Raw genomic sequence first — 14,264 nt, 5'->3', positions numbered from 1 at the left:
GCCGTAGACGAAAACCTGCCGACCTCCCGGCCACGACCTGAAAGACCGTGACCGCCGGGCCTGGTGAGAGGACCACCTCCCGTGCCTGCTTCATCCGCTCTTCGCCGCAGTCTTGCGGTCATCGCCGCGCTTCCCCTGCTCACGCTGGCCGCCTGCGGTTACGGCTCGCAGGCCAAGGACGACGACGGCGCCGCCAAGGTCGCCGCCGGGGCGAAGAAGATCGACGGACTCGACAGCGTCAAGATCGGCTACTTCGGCAATCTGACCCATGGCACCGCGCTGGTGGGTGTGCAGAAGGGCATCTTCCAGAAGGCGCTCGGCGCCACCGAGGTCAAGCCGGCCATCTTCAACGCCGGCCCGTCCGAGATCGAGGCACTCAACTCCGGTTCGATCGACATCGGCTGGATCGGCCCCTCCCCCGCCATCAACGGCTACACCAAGGCCGCGGGCAAGAACCTGCGCATCATCGGCGGATCGGCCTCCGGCGGCGTGAAGCTCGTGGTGAACCCGGACAAGATCAAGTCGCTGAAGGACGTCAAGGGCAAGCGGATCGCGACCCCGCAGCTCGGCAACACGCAGGACGTGGCCTTCCTCAACTGGGCGGCCGAGCAGGGCTGGAAGGTCGACCCGCAGAGCGGCAAGGGTGACGTCACGGTCGTCCGCAGCGACAACAAGGTCACCCCGGACGCGTACAAGTCCGGTTCGATCGACGGCGGCTGGGTGCCGGAGCCGACCGCGTCGAAGCTGGTCGCCGAGGGCGGCAAGGTGCTGCTCGACGAGTCCACGCTGTGGCCGGACAAGAAGTTCGTGATCACGAACATCATCGTGCGGCAGGACTTCCTCACGAAGCACCCGAAGGTCGTCGAGGCCGTGCTCAAGGGTTCGGTCGAGACCAACAAGTGGATCAACGCCAACCCGGACGCGGCGAAGGCGGCGGCGAACAAGCAGCTGGAGGAGGACTCCGGCAAGGCGCTGCCCGCCGACGTGCTGGACCCGGCATGGAAGTCGATCCGGTTCACCGACGACCCGCTGGCCTCCACCCTCAGCATCGAGGCGGAGCACGCGGTGAAGGCGGGCCTGCTGCAGAAGCCGGACCTGAAGGGCATCTACGACCTCGCGCCGCTGAACAAGGTCCTCAAGGCCGAGGGCGAGCCCGCGGTCGACGACGCCGGTCTCGGCGTGAAGTAAGCCCGCATCCCGAAGCCGCATGAAGAGTTCCCAGGAGGTGACGACCATGGCCACGACCCTCGCCAAGGCCGCCGACGGCACCGAGTCGGCCACACACGCCGCCCGGATCGAGCACGTGTCGAAGTCGTATCCGGGTCCCGCAGGGCAGCAGCTCGTCCTGGACGACATCACCCTCGATGTCGCGCCCGGAGAGTTCGTCACCCTCCTGGGGGCCTCGGGCTGCGGCAAGTCCACCCTGCTCAACCTGGTGGCGGGCCTGGACCGCCCCAGCGCCGGCGAGATCGCCACGGACGGCCGTCCGGCGCTGATGTTCCAGGAGCACGCGCTGTTCCCGTGGCTGACCGCGGGCAAGAACATCGAACTCGCCCTGAAGCTGCGGGGCGTGCCGAAGGCCGAGCGCCGGGAGCGTGCCGAGGAACTGCTCGAACTGGTGCGGCTGAAGGGCGCGTACGGCAAGCGGGTGCACGAACTGTCGGGCGGCATGCGCCAGCGCGTCGCGCTGGCCCGTGCGCTCGCGCAGGAGAGCAAACTGCTGCTGATGGACGAGCCGTTCGCGGCGCTGGACGCCATCACGCGGGACGTGCTGCACGACGAGCTGACCCGCATCTGGCGCGAGACGCAGGTCTCCGTCCTGTTCGTCACGCACAACGTGCGCGAGGCGGTACGGCTCGCCCAGCGCGTGGTGCTGCTGTCGTCCCGTCCCGGGCGGATCGCGCGTGAGTGGACGGTCGGCATCCCGCATCCGCGCCGCATCGAGGACACCGCCGTGGCGGAACTGTCCGTCGAGATCACCGAAGAACTGCGTGGGGAGATCCGCCGTCATGGCCAGCACTGATTCGACGACCGTCGCCAAGGACGGCAACGATCTCGCCGGGTTGGAGGCGGGCCTCGACGCGCTGGAGACGCGGCAGACGAGCCGGACCCCGTTCCGGCAGACCTTCACCCAGAAGATCCTGCCGCCCGTCCTCGCTGTCGCCCTGGTCCTCGCGGTCTGGCAGGCACTCGTCTCGTTCAAGGTCGTCGACGACCCGACCAAGCTGCCCGCGCCGTCCGCGGTGTGGGACGTCGTGCACACGGCGTGGCTCCAGGGCGAGCTGCTCGGCTACATCTGGACCAGCGTCTCGCGCGGTCTGCTCGGGTTCCTCTTCGCCCTGCTCATCGGCACGCCGCTGGGCCTGATCGTCGCCCGGGTGAAGTTCATCCGCGCGGCGATCGGCCCGATCCTGTCGGGCCTGCAGTCCCTGCCGTCGGTCGCCTGGGTGCCACCGGCGGTGATCTGGCTGGGCCTGAACAACTCGATGATGTACGCGGTGATCCTGCTCGGCGCGGTCCCCTCGATCGCCAACGGCCTGGTCTCGGGCGTCGACCAGGTGCCCCCGCTGTTCCTGCGCGCGGGCCGCACGCTCGGCGCCACGGGCCTGAAGGGCACCTGGCACATCGTCCTGCCCGCCGCCCTGCCCGGCTACGTGGCGGGTCTGAAGCAGGGCTGGGCCTTCTCCTGGCGCTCCCTGATGGCCGCCGAGATCATCGCGTCCTTCCCCGACCTCGGCGTCGGCCTCGGACAGTTGCTGGAGAACGGCCGCAACGCCAGCGACATGGCCATGGTGTTCGAGGCGATCCTGCTCATCCTGATCGTCGGCATCGCCATCGACCTGCTGATCTTCAGCCCCTTGGAGCGGTGGGTGCTGCGCAGCCGCGGCCTGCTGGTGAAGAACTGAGTCCCATGACCAACAAGCCCGTCCTCCTCGTCATCGCCCACGGCAGCCGCGACCCGCGCCATGCCGCGACGGTGCACGCCCTGGTGCGCCGGGTGCGCGCGACGCGCCCCGACGTACGGGTGGAGACGGGCTTCCTGGACTTCAACGTCCCCTCGGTGCAGGGGGTCCTGGAGTCCCTCGCGGTGCAGGGCGTCCGCGACGTCGTCGCCCTGCCCCTCCTGCTCACCCGGGCGTTCCACGCGAAGGCGGACATCCCCGCGGTCCTCGCGGACGCGCCCCCGCAGCTGCGCATCCACCAGGCGGACGTCCTCGGCCCCTCTCCCCTGCTCCTGACAGCGCTGGAGCGGCGCCTGTACGAGGCGGGTCTGACGCCCGCCGACAAGTCCTCGACCGGGGTCGTCCTGGCCTCGGCGGGGTCCACCGACCCGGAGGCGATCGCAGTGATCGCAGACATCGCGCGGGAGTGGCGGCACACCGGCTGGTGCGCCGTGCGGCCTGCGTTCGCCTCCGCATCCCTTCCGCGCACGGAGGACGCCGTCCGCGAACTCCGCGCCCTCGGCTGCTCCCGCGTCGCCGTCGCCCCGTACGTCCTGGCGCCCGGCTTCCTCCCGGACCGTATCGCCCGGGGCGCGGCCGAGGCGGATGTCCTGGCAGACGTCCTGGGCCCGGCGCCGGAGGTGGCACGGGTGGTGCTGGAGCGGTACGAGGCGGCCCGGATGCCACTGCCGGCGGCCGCGAGCGCCTGACGTCAGCCGGGCTGCGGGCCCGCGCTCACGCCGCCGGTTCCTCGTACGGTTCCGGTTGCAGGGCGAAGGAGTACGGGGCCCACGGGCCGCTGATCTCCACGCGGAGACCGGGGATGCCCTCGGCGGTCGCGAGGAGGCCCGTGCGGAAGGCGTGGACGCGGTCGGCCGGGACGAGGTAGGCGTCGTTGCCGATGTTGGTGCCGGGGGCCGAGCCCGCCAGGCTGCCGCGTTCGGGGGTGTGGGCGACGCGGTCGACGGCGAGGGCGGCGGCCGTGTCGGTGAGGCGGGCGGCGGCCTGGGTGACCGAACGCCAGGCCTCGTCGTTCCGGCGTTGCCTGCGGCGGCGGATGACCTGGTAGGCGCGGCCGACTCCGAGGCCCGTGACCGGGTCCGGTGCGGACTCGGTGTCGGCTTCGGGTGGGGTGATGCCCGGGGCGGCGTAGGTCTTGACGCCGAGTTCGACATGGCCCGTGAGGCGGTCGAGCAGGGAGAGGAAGTAGCCACGCCGGGTGTCCAGGGCCTGGCGGGCGCGGTCCTCGTCGCGGTAGACGGTGGCGAGGCGCAGGGGCAGTACGGCGGCGCCGGAGGCGACCAGTGCGGCCACGACGGCGTGGTGGGAGCGGACCGTGGACTCCAGCCAGTCGACGTCGTGGAGGTGGGCCTGGAGGGGGAGGTCGTCGTAGTCGGCGGGCGGGACGTGGCCGATGGCGAAGGCGAGCTGGGGGCCGGTGACGGCCGGGGTGATCAGGTGGATCGGTTCTCCGGCGACACCGCGCAGATGGGGGGTGACCGCCGCGGCCTCGGGGGTGCGGCGCAGGACCGCGTAGGCGTAGACGAGGTTCGTGTCGCTCATGACTGCGGGCTCCTGTCGGTGGCCGTGCGATTCCTCTCGCGAGACTCCGTTCTCGTGCCGTCCGCCGGTAGGTACGCAGCGGACGGCGGAGGTGTTCACAGGGACGGCCGACGGGTTGCCCGGCCCCGGAGGGCAGGGCCGACATGACGTCGTGCACGCCCTACCCGCGGGGGCCGGCGCGTCACGTTGCCCGTTCGCTGAACGGGGTCGCCTGGTGGAAGTAGAGCAGCCAGCGGCCCTCCGTGCGCCGCCACAGTGAACTGCGGTGTGCGCGGCTGCCGTCGTACTCCGTGTCGTACGTGAGGTGGACGAGGTCCGGCGCGAGCTGGACGCCTCTGAGGGCGGAGACGGCGACGGGGCGGTCTCCCGGCTCGGTGGTCGCGGCCAGCGAGGCGACGATGGCGGCCCGGCTCCAGTGCCGGCCCGAGGCGCCGAACTCATGGAAGTCGGGGTGGAGCAGCGCCCCGACCCGTTCGGGCGAGCGGCGGACCTTCGGGGTGAGCAGGGCGAGTTCGCCCTCCATCGCGGACTCGACGGCCGGGTTGTGCTCAGGCACCGGTCATCTCCACCAGCTTGACGACGGTGTTCCAGTTGCGGGTCGTGGCGATCACGCCCTTGTTGATGCGCGGTTTCGACAGGTGCTCGGCCAGCTTGGAGCGGCCCAGGCCGTTCGGGGCGTACAGGTACAGGGCCCGGTCGCCGAGGCGGAACTCCTCGGGGAGGCAGGCCTCCTGGTCGATCTCCGCGAAGCGGTCGGGGGTGACGGGGGCGGAGAAGTAGGTGACATGGAGCTGCTTGGGTTCCAGGTCGGCGGCCGGGAACGGGCAGGCGTCGGCGATCGCCTGGAGATAGGCGTGGTCGCGCACGATCACGTCGACGCCGAACCCGAAGCGCTTCTCGACGGCCTGCGCGATCCCGGCGGCCAGCGACTCCTCGTCGCCGTGTCCGCAGGAGAACACGGCCTGGCCGCTCTGCAGGTAGGTGCGGACGTCGTCGTGGCCGAGGTCCGTCAGGAGCGTGCGCAGGTCGGCCATGGGGACCTTCCTGCTGCCGCCCACGTTGATGCCGCGCAGCAGGGCCGCGTATGTCGTCGTCATCCGCTCACGATAAAGCGGCCGTCGTGCCCCGTGGGGGTGGGCACGACGGCCGCGGCGGGCAGTTGCCCGGCCCCGTAAATTACTCATCGGTCTTCGCCGGGCACAACCGTCTGCTCAGGATCCACACACCCGAGGAGCCCGATTTGTCTGTCGATAGGTGTAAGGGACCACAGTCGCCGGGGGTCCTCCCCAGTGGGGAGAGGCTCACTCCGTGGGGATGAGTTCCGGCCCTGTCACTTCACCGGGCAGCACGACGAGATGGCTTTATCCGGCCCATACCTTCGAAGCGAAAGGAGGCGGCAGGGGGCCGCCACCGCTTCACGAGGGGGCAAGCCGGTCATGGGGAACGGAGACATACGGGTGCGGGGCTTCGCTGCCCGGGCCGGCGGCTGGAGCGCCCGGCACCGATGGGCTGCCGTCGGCATCTGGGTGCTGTTCGTCGTCCTGGCGATGGGGCTCGGTTCGGCGGCGGGCCGGGTCGACGTCAAGGACAGCGACCAGCTGCAGGGCGAGACGCACACCGCCGCGCGGATCATCGAGGACGCCGGGATCGACGAGCCGGCCGGCGAGACGGTGCTGATCCAGGCCAAGGGCGGTGAGCTGAAGGCGACGGACGGCGAGTTCCGGGAGGCCGTCGACGCCGTCGTGCGAGCGGTCGAGGGGACCGGCCGGGTCACCGAGGTGACCTCGCCTTACGACACGAAGACGATCTCGAAGGACGGCCGCAGCGCGCTCGTGCAGTTCGACGTGCGCGGCGAGGCCGACACCGCCGGCGAGCGGATCGAACCGGTGCTGAAGGCCGTCGAGGGCGTCCAGCAGGACCACGAGTCGCTGCGGATCGAGGAGATCGGCGGCGCCAGCATGATGAAGACGTTCGCCGACGCGTACGGCGACGACTTCAAGAAGGCCGAGTACTCCGCGGTGCCGGTGGCCTTCGGCATCCTGCTCATCGCCTTCGGCGCGCTGGTCGCTGCGCTGCTGCCGGTGGCGCTGGCGATCACCGCGATCATGGCGACGATGGGCCTGATGGGCGTCGTCAGCCACCTCCAGCCGATGAGCGAGACCGCCAACTCCGTGATGCTGCTGGTCGGCATGGCGGTCGGCGTCGACTACTGCCTGTTCTATCTGCGCCGCGAGCGCGAGGAGCGCGAGGCCGGCCGGGACGCGCAGACGGCCCTGCGGATCGCCGCCGCGACCAGTGGCCGGGCGATCGTCGTCTCGGGTGTCACGGTGTGCGTGGCCATGGCGGGCATGCTCTTCACGGGGCTCGCCGAGTTCGAGGCGATGGGTCTGGCCTCGCTGATGGTGGTGGCCGTGGCGATGGTGGGGTCCGTGACCGTGCTGCCCGCGCTGCTGTCGCTGCTGGGCGGGCGCGTCGAGAAGGGCCGCATACCGTTCCTGCGGCGGCGCAAGCGGGGCGGCAGTGGCAGTCAGGACAGCCGGTTCTGGACGGCCGTGCTGCGGCGCGTCCTCGCCAAGCCGGTGATCGCGGTCGTCGTGGCGGCCGGTGCGCTGCTGGCCGTCACGGCTCCCGCGCTCGGCATGAAGACGCAACAGCTCACTTTGGACCAGGAGTTCGGCGACTCACTGCCCATCGTGCAGACGTACAACCGGCTCAACGACGCCTTCCCGGGCGGTTCCGAGCCGGCCGAGGTGATCGTCAAGGCGCGCGACATCAACGCCCCGGAGGTGAAGTCCGCGCTCGCCGACTTCCGTGACCGGGCGATCAGTTCGGGCGCCTCGCGGGGGCCGGTGGAGATCAAGCTGCACGACGCGCAGAACGTCGCGTTCGTCTATGTCCCGCTCGTCGGCGGATCCGACCTGGACAAGGCGGGCGCCAGCCTGGACAAGCTGCGCGACGAGGTGCGCCCGGCCACGCTCGGCAGGGTCGACGGGGTGGAAGCGCCCATCACCGGGCAGGTGGCCGGTTCCGAGGACTTCAACGACCAGCTGGCGGGCGCCGTCGTCCCGGTCTTCGCGTTCGTCGTGGTCTTCGCCTTCGTGCTGATGCTGCTGTCGTTCCGCTCGCTGACCATCGCGGTCACGTCGATCGTGCTCAACCTGCTGTCGGTGGGCGCCGCGTACGGCATTCTCGTCGCCGTCTTCCAGCACGGCTGGGGCGCGTCCCTGGTGGGCGCGGAGGGCGTCGGCGCGATCATCACCTGGCTGCCGCTGTTCCTCTTCGTGATCCTGTTCGGCCTGTCGATGGACTACCACGTGTTCGTGGTCTCCCGGATCCGTGAGGCGCGGCTGCGGGGTCTTGCGACGAAGGACGCGATCCGGCACGGCGTGGTCACCACGGCCGGGGTGGTGACCAGTGCCGCGGTCATCATGGTCGCCGTGTTCGCGATCTTCGGGACGCTGTCCATGCAGTCCATGAAGCAGATGGGCGTCGGCCTCGCGGCGGCGGTGCTCATCGACGCGACGATCATCCGGGGCGTGCTGCTGCCGGCCGTGATGGCGCTGCTCGGCGAGCGGAACTGGTACCTGCCGAAGTGGCTGCACCGGATGCCGGATCTCACGCACGACGAGACGCCGCAGGCGATCGACGGGACGGCGGAGCGGGACGGCGAGAGCGAGCCCCTCAAGGTCTGATCGCCACGGTGTGCGAGGGGGCCCGTCGGTTGCCGGGGCAACCGACGGGCCCTGCCACGCCCTGTCACGCGGCAGTTGCTCTGGAGCATCGGACCTCAACCGTAAGGTTCCTCATTCAACTTGGGATGGTTCAGGTCCGCGAACGGGCGCTACATCAGCCGTCGCACCTGGAGCACCTGCTCGTCGCAGCGCACGATCTCCAGTTCCCGGTCCGGACGGGCGCCCCCGAAGGTGAGAGCGAGGTGACGGTCCGACACGAGCCGCCAGTGGCCGGGCACGGCGCCGGGGGCGTCGCCGCGACCCAGCGGGTGGTCGACAAGGGTGCCGTCGGGGGCGAACTCCATGCCGCGGCGACCGCGCGCGGGCGGGAAGGGGAAGTCGTCCGGCCGGTAGACCCGCACATCCTCGTGGTCCTCCTCGTAGGAGTGCAGCCACGAGCGGAACAGGCCCGGCGGGGGCTCTCGCATGACCCGGCCACCTCACTCATCCGACGTCGTCCATATTGTCGCTCTTGCACCAAAGTGACTAGAATTATCAGTGTATGAGTCAGGGAGGAACGGGCAACCGATCGCTCCGCCCGACGTCGCCCGGCCCTCGCGACGCGTCTCAGACGCGCAGTTCCGCAGCCGCGTGCGCGGCACAACCCCCGCTCCCCTCGAAGGGCACGCCATGTCCGATGCGCAGGCATTCCTTCGCGCCACCTCGCCCGACTACAGCCACTGGTGCGGCGCCATGGAGGTGCACCGCAGACTCCTCACCCTGAACCCGGAGTACGCCGAGAACCGGGCCCTGATCGAGAACACCGCGTTCGCCTACGAGTCGATGGATCAGGTCACCGCCCGACAGGGCCTGATCGACATCCCGGTCGTCGTACACGTCGTGCACAGCCACCCCGAACAGAACGTGAGCGACGCCCAGATCCACAGTCAGATCGACGTGCTCAACCAGGATTTCCGCGCGAGCAACACGGATGTGAGCAAGGTGCCCGAGGTCTGGCAGGACCTGGTGGCCGACGCGCGGCTGCAGTTCCACCTCGCCCGCACCGACCCGCTGGGCCGCCCGACGGACGGCATCACGCGCACCGAGAGCGCGGACGACGACTGGGGCACCGACGACCTGGTCAAGTTCAGCCTGAGCGGGGGCCAGGACGCCTGGCCCGCGGACATCTATCTGAACCTCTGGGTCTGTCAGCTGCGCCGCGGGCTGCTGGGCTACGCCCAGTTCCCGGGCGGTGCCGCCTCCACGGACGGCGTGGTCGTCACCCACACCGCCCTCGGTACCACCGGCACCGCGACGGCCCCCTTCGACGGCGGCCGCACGGCCGTGCACGAGATCGGGCACTGGCTGAACCTGCGGCACATCTGGGGCGACGACGACGAGGGCTGCAGCGGCAGCGACTTCGTGGCGGACACCCCCAACCAGGCCGGGGCGAACACCGGTTCCCCCACCTTCCCCCATGTGACGTGCGGCAACGGACCGGCCGGCGACATGTTCATGAACTACATGGACTACACCGACGACGCCGCGATGTTCATGTTCACCAAGGGCCAGTCGGCACGCATGGACGCCACGCTCGACAACGCCCGACTGACTCTCACCCGTCAGGCCGTCGCGGTGTGACGAAGACCTGACGGGTGAGGGCACGGCCTAGGGGGCGCCGGCAGAACCCCGCACGGCGGCCAGTTCGGCTTCGATGAGGTCGGCCGCGCGTCGCGTGCCGCCCTCCTGGGCCGTCTCCGCCTGGAGTTCCTTCAGGCGCCGGGCCACCTCCGGGTCGCCGACCAGGGCGAGGGCCGCCGCGCGCAAGGTCTCTCCGGTCGCCTCCTCGGTGGTCACGCAGCGGGCGACGCCGAGACCCTGGAGCGTCTGCGCGTTGCCGAACTGGTCCGCGGCCTGCGGTACGGCGATCATCGGCGTGGCGGTGACCAGGCCCTCCTGGCTGCCGCCCATGCCCGCGTGCGTGACGAACAGGTCGGCCTGCTTCAGGATCGCCAACTGCGGGACCCAGGTGCGTACTTCGACGTTGTCCGGCACGTCCGCGAATCCGGCCGGGTCGACGTGCTTGCCGACCGCGAGCACCAGGTGCCAGCCCGGCAGATCGCCGAACGCCTTGACGCACTCCCGGTAGAAGCCGGGCCGCTTGGTGAAGGCGGACCCGAGGGAGACGAGCACGACCTTCTCGGCATCGGCCGGCCGCTGCCAGCCGCCCTCGGCGGTGCGGTCGCCCTGGCAGGTTCCGACGAAGGAGTACACGCGCTGGTCGACACGGTCCGCGTTCGGCTGGAGCGCCTTGGGGAGCAGAACGATCGAACGGTCGGGCCGGCCCCCGAAGTCGTCGGGGTGCCGGTGGATCCCGTTCTCCTCCAGCCAGGCCTGGAAGCGGGCGTAGTAGGCGCGGCCCCGCTCGGTCTTCTTCGGCTCCTCCCACAGCGGCCGTGCGACCTCCTCCTCGTACCCCTCCCAGGCGACCATGGCCGGCGAGAGGGAGACCGCGGGGACGCCCCAGCGGTGGGCGAGCACGCGGCCCGGGTAGGAGGCGATGTCGTGCAGGACGAGGTCCGGCTCGTCGCCCTCGTAGGCCTCGATCAGCTGTGGGAGGGCCTGGACGGCGTCGTCCAGGAACGGCTCGACGTTGTCCAGCAGCGTGTCCCCCCACGCTTCCGGGTCGTCGTCGGGCGAGGGCAGGGTCGAGTTCCAGGGCTTCACCTCGGCGCCGGTGCCCGCGACCTTGCCCGCGAAGACCGGAGGGATCGCGTAGGTCACCCGGTGGCCGCGCGCCACGAGCTCGCGGATCACCTCCAGACTCGGGTTCACGTGGCCGTGGGCGGCGATGGAGAACATGGCGATGTGGGCGCGACTGGTCATGCGCCCGACCGTATGCGAGACGAGACGTCTCGTGCAACCAGTTTGCCGCCGGACGGCCGGACCGTGCGCCCCCGGAGATGGCGGCGCCGTCAGCGCTGGTAGCGCGCCAGCACCAGGTTGCCGTCCTCCTCCAGACGAACGCGCAGCTCACGCAGGCCGATCGCCCCGCTGTAGTACTCCTGGAACGCGGGCGTGGCGACCTTGTCCTTCCACTCCGGGTAACCGCGGACGGACTGGGCCGGTGCCGGTCTCAGGTGCTCGGCGAGGGCGGTGCCGGTGTCCCAGCCGTCCTTCGTCCGGTGCAGGGCGGGATCCTTCAGGGCCTGTCTGCCGGTGGGCAGCATCCAGTCGCCGAGGGCGAGGCGGACCATGTTCGGTGGTCTGAGGAAGAAGTCGAGGAACTCCGCGGCCTCCTCCTTGTGCGGGCAGTCCTCGGCGATGGAGAGCGTCTGCGGGCTGACGCCCTGGGTGAGGCCGCCGGCCCCCGCCGGAGCGGGCAGCACCTCCCAGTCGAAGCCCTTGGGGGCCTGCCGGGCGATCTGCTGGCGGTAGGAGAAACCGAGCGGGACCATCGCGTACCGTCCCGCGAAGAAGCCGGGCAGCGTGTCGGAGCCGCCGCTGCCCAGGGTCGTCGGCGAGGCACTGCGGTCGGTGTTCGCCTGGGCGTGAACCGTACGCGGCACCACCTGGTCGGCCGCCCCGAACCGCACCGTCACCTTGCCGTCCGGCCCGCGGTGGAACAATCGCCCGCCCGCCGACAGCGAGAGGTTGAGCGTGGCGGAGACGGGTTCCCTCAGCGGCCAGGCGACGCCGTACTTCCCCCGGCCGCTGAGGCGCTCGGTGATCCGGCGGAACTCGGCCCAGCTCCACGGCTTCTGCGCCGTCGGGATCCGCACGCCGGACTTCCCGAGCCAGGTGGCGTTGGCGATCAGCACGCGCGGTTCCTGGAGGAACGGCACGCCGTAGACGCCGTCCCCGAAGGTCGTGGTCTCCCAACTGCGCTGCGGAATGTCCGACTTCAGCCTCGCGGGCAGCAGGCCGGTGAGTTCGGCGAGGTAGCCGCCGTAGGCGAAGTCCGCGAGGTCGTCGGAGGCGTCGTGGATGATGTCGGGCGCCTCGCCGCCCTCGAAGGCGGTGAGGAGTTGGTCGTGGACGCTGTCCCAGGTGCCCTGGACGTACTCGACCCGGACGTCCGGATGGGTGGCGTTCCACTCCTTCACCAACTGCTTGTTGGCCTCGACGGACTCCTCCTGCCAGGCCAGCGACTGGAAGCGCAGGGTGATCCGGCCGTCGTCGCGGGTGCCGCCGGAGGAGCAGCCCGCGAGCAGCAGCAGGAGGACGAGGGCGAGCAGGCGGGTGCGCATCAGCTCTTCACCGCCCCGGTGAGCATGCCGCCCGTGATCCGCCGCTGGATGAGGGCGAAGACCACCAGGGACGGCAGGGTCGCGAGGAACGCGGCGGCCGCGAGCGGGCCGAGGTCGGCGACGCCTTCGGCACCGATGAAGTGGGTGAGGACCACGGGCAGGGTCTGTTTCTCCGGAGTCTTGAGGAGCACGAGCGCGAAGAAGAACTCGTTCCACGCGGTGATGAACGCGAACAGTCCGGTCGCCACGATGCCCGGCGCGAGCAACGGCGCGGTCACCGACACCAGCGTCCGCACCCGGCCCGCCCCGTCGACCGCCGCGGCCTCCTCCAGTTCCGGCGGTACGGCCCGTACGTACCCGGCGAGCATCCACAGCGCGAAGGGCAGCGCCCACACCACGTACACCAGCACCAGCCCCGGCACGGAGTTGATCAGGCCCAGGTTCTTCAGCACGAGGAACAGCGGGATGATCAGCAGGACGAAGGGGAACGCCTGGCTGACCACCACCCAGCCCGTCACCGCCTTCGCGAGCCGTGAGCGGCGCCGGGCGACGGCATAGGCCATCGGTGTCGCGATCAGCACGGCGATGACGGCCGCCGCGAGCGCGGCGAGCAGGGAGTTGAGGGCGGCGTGCAGCAGCGGCTGTTCGTCGAAGGCCTGCCGGAAGTTGTCGAGGGTGGGGTCCTTCGGGATCCACGTCGGGTGCAGGCTGCCGAGCTCGCGCGGCGGCTTGAACGCGGTGGAGACCAGCCAGAGGAACGGGAAGGCGAGGAAGACGAGGTAGGCGAGCAGCGCGGCGTACTGGCCGGCGCGGGCCGGGCGGCCGGTCTTCACGCGTCGCCACCCCCCTTGAGGCGGCCGGCGAGGAAGACGGCCAGGGCGATCGAGATCACGGCCACCATCACGCAGCCCATCGCCGCCGCGTAGCCGAACTGGCCGTAGCGGAAGGCCTCTTCATAGGCGAAGAGCATGGGCAGGCGGGTCCTGCCGCCGGGGCCGCCGCTGGTCAGCACGTAGACCAGGGCGAAGGAGTTGAAGTTCCAGATCAGGTTGAGGGCGGTGATGGCGAGGGCGATGGGCCTGAGGGCGGGCCACGTGACCGTGCGGAAGCGGCGCCAGGCGCCCGCGCCGTCGACCGCCGCCGCCTCGTGCAGTTCGCGCGGGGTGTTCTGCAGCCCGGCGAGCAGCGCGACCGTCGTCTGGGGCATGCCCGCCCAGACGCCGACGACGATCACGGCGGGCAGCGCGGTCGCCAGTCCGCTGAGCCAGTCCCGGCCGCTGCCCAGACCGAGGTCGCGCAGGGTCTCGTTGAGGATGCCCGCGTCCGGGTTGTAGACGAGCCGCCACATGATGCCGACGACGACCTCGGGCATGGCCCAGGGGATGATCGCCAGGGCCCGGGCCGGCCAGCGCAGCCGCAGGTCCTGGTTGAGCAGCAGGGCGAGGCCCAATGCGAGCAGGAACTGCGGCACGGTCACGCCGACCGCCCACACCAGCCCGACCCGGAACGACTCCCAGAAGAGCGTGTCGTGCAGCAGGTCCCGGAAGTTGAGGGCGCCGATCCAGCGGGTGGGCTGAACGCGGCCCGACTGGGCGTCGGTGAAGGCCAGCAGGATGCCGTACAGCAGCGGTCCGACGCTGAGGACGAGGATCGGGATCAGGGCGGGCAGCACCAGGAACCAGGCGCCGTGGTCGACGGCGTGCCGGGGCCGGTGCCCGCCGGGTCCGCGGCCGGCCCGCCGCCCCGGTGTCGAAGGCGGCGAGGGCGGCGGAGGAGGCGAAGGGGATGCTGCCTCGGTCACCGGTGTCACGGAATCAGCCCCTCTGCGCGGCTCGGCC

The 14,264-nt window shown here is 70.8% G+C and carries 13 protein-coding genes and 1 pseudogene; 6 read left to right on the top strand and 8 right to left on the bottom strand.

From position 1 onward, the window contains the following. Positions 1-81 precede the first annotated feature (81 nt). Genes ACZ7EG_RS21945 through ACZ7EG_RS21930 form a run of 4 tightly spaced genes read left to right on the top strand, consistent with a single transcriptional unit; the run spans position 82 to position 3,652 of the window. Positions 82-1,188 carry an ABC transporter substrate-binding protein gene (locus tag ACZ7EG_RS21945; RefSeq protein WP_471081276.1) on the top strand — a complete coding sequence of 369 codons (1,107 nt, stop codon included), beginning with the start codon at positions 82-84 and terminating at the stop codon, positions 1,186-1,188. Between the two features lie 46 nt (positions 1,189-1,234). Next, positions 1,235-2,023 carry an ABC transporter ATP-binding protein gene (locus tag ACZ7EG_RS21940; protein ID WP_471081867.1) on the top strand — a complete coding sequence of 263 codons (789 nt, stop codon included), beginning with the start codon at positions 1,235-1,237 and terminating at the stop codon, positions 2,021-2,023. Next, positions 2,010-2,906, top strand: coding sequence for an ABC transporter permease (locus tag ACZ7EG_RS21935; protein ID WP_471081273.1), 897 nt, complete (start codon positions 2,010-2,012; stop codon positions 2,904-2,906). The genes ACZ7EG_RS21940 and ACZ7EG_RS21935 overlap by 14 nt, the downstream gene beginning before the upstream one ends. A gap of 5 nt (positions 2,907-2,911) precedes the next feature. Then, positions 2,912-3,652, top strand: a complete 741-nt coding sequence (locus tag ACZ7EG_RS21930; RefSeq protein ID WP_471081270.1) for a sirohydrochlorin chelatase — start codon at positions 2,912-2,914, stop codon at positions 3,650-3,652. 25 nt (positions 3,653-3,677) lie between these two features. On the opposite strand, the gene ACZ7EG_RS21925 is transcribed toward ACZ7EG_RS21930, so the two are convergent. The 3 genes from ACZ7EG_RS21925 to ACZ7EG_RS21915 form a co-directional block, all read right to left on the bottom strand. Next, positions 3,678-4,505, bottom strand: coding sequence for a GvpL/GvpF family gas vesicle protein (locus ACZ7EG_RS21925; protein WP_471081267.1), 828 nt, complete (start codon positions 4,503-4,505; stop codon positions 3,678-3,680). Positions 4,506-4,686: 181 nt separating this feature from the next. Then, a complete protein-coding gene (locus ACZ7EG_RS21920; RefSeq protein WP_471081263.1) occupies positions 4,687-5,061 on the bottom strand; it encodes a nuclear transport factor 2 family protein in 375 nt (124 codons plus the stop codon). Then, entirely contained in the window at positions 5,054-5,602 is a 549-nt protein-coding gene (locus ACZ7EG_RS21915; RefSeq protein ID WP_471081260.1) for a DUF1697 domain-containing protein, read from the bottom strand. The genes ACZ7EG_RS21920 and ACZ7EG_RS21915 overlap by 8 nt, the downstream gene beginning before the upstream one ends. A 339-nt stretch (positions 5,603-5,941) precedes the next feature. On the opposite strand from ACZ7EG_RS21915, the gene ACZ7EG_RS21910 reads away from it, so the two are divergent. After that, a complete protein-coding gene (locus ACZ7EG_RS21910) occupies positions 5,942-8,197 on the top strand; it encodes an MMPL family transporter (protein ID WP_471081257.1) in 2,256 nt (751 codons plus the stop codon). Between the two features lie 149 nt (positions 8,198-8,346). Here the strand turns inward: ACZ7EG_RS21910 and ACZ7EG_RS21905 are convergent, their stop codons facing one another. Beyond that, a complete protein-coding gene (locus ACZ7EG_RS21905) occupies positions 8,347-8,664 on the bottom strand; it encodes a hypothetical protein (protein WP_471081255.1) in 318 nt (105 codons plus the stop codon). Positions 8,665-8,866: 202 nt separating this feature from the next. Here ACZ7EG_RS21905 and ACZ7EG_RS21900 point away from each other — a divergent pair, with 202 nt between their 5' ends. Beyond that, the gene (locus ACZ7EG_RS21900) at positions 8,867-9,817 is read left to right on the top strand and encodes a zinc metalloprotease (RefSeq protein ID WP_471081252.1); all 951 of its coding nucleotides are present in this window, start codon (positions 8,867-8,869) and stop codon (positions 9,815-9,817) included. 27 nt (positions 9,818-9,844) lie between these two features. Here the strand turns inward: ACZ7EG_RS21900 and mgt are convergent. The 4 genes and pseudogenes from mgt to ACZ7EG_RS21880 form a co-directional block, all read right to left on the bottom strand. Then, positions 9,845-11,099, bottom strand: a pseudogene (gene mgt, locus ACZ7EG_RS21895) (macrolide-inactivating glycosyltransferase). 52 nt (positions 11,100-11,151) lie between these two features. After that, positions 11,152-12,426, bottom strand: a complete 1,275-nt coding sequence (locus ACZ7EG_RS21890; RefSeq protein WP_471081250.1) for an ABC transporter substrate-binding protein — start codon at positions 12,424-12,426, stop codon at positions 11,152-11,154. Continuing rightward, positions 12,426-13,259 (bottom strand): carbohydrate ABC transporter permease, encoded by an 834-nt coding sequence (locus ACZ7EG_RS21885; RefSeq protein ID WP_471081247.1) that lies wholly within the window; start codon positions 13,257-13,259, stop codon positions 12,426-12,428. The genes ACZ7EG_RS21890 and ACZ7EG_RS21885 overlap by 1 nt, the downstream gene beginning before the upstream one ends. Continuing rightward, positions 13,256-14,236, bottom strand: coding sequence for a carbohydrate ABC transporter permease (locus ACZ7EG_RS21880; protein ID WP_471081244.1), 981 nt, complete (start codon positions 14,234-14,236; stop codon positions 13,256-13,258). The genes ACZ7EG_RS21885 and ACZ7EG_RS21880 overlap by 4 nt, the downstream gene beginning before the upstream one ends. Positions 14,237-14,264: the final 28 nt, after the last annotated feature.

The organism is Streptomyces sp. NPDC037100 (genome assembly GCF_055606225.1).
Note: the sequence above shows the minus strand (reverse complement) of the source record. Positions and strands in the feature narration are given on the sequence as shown.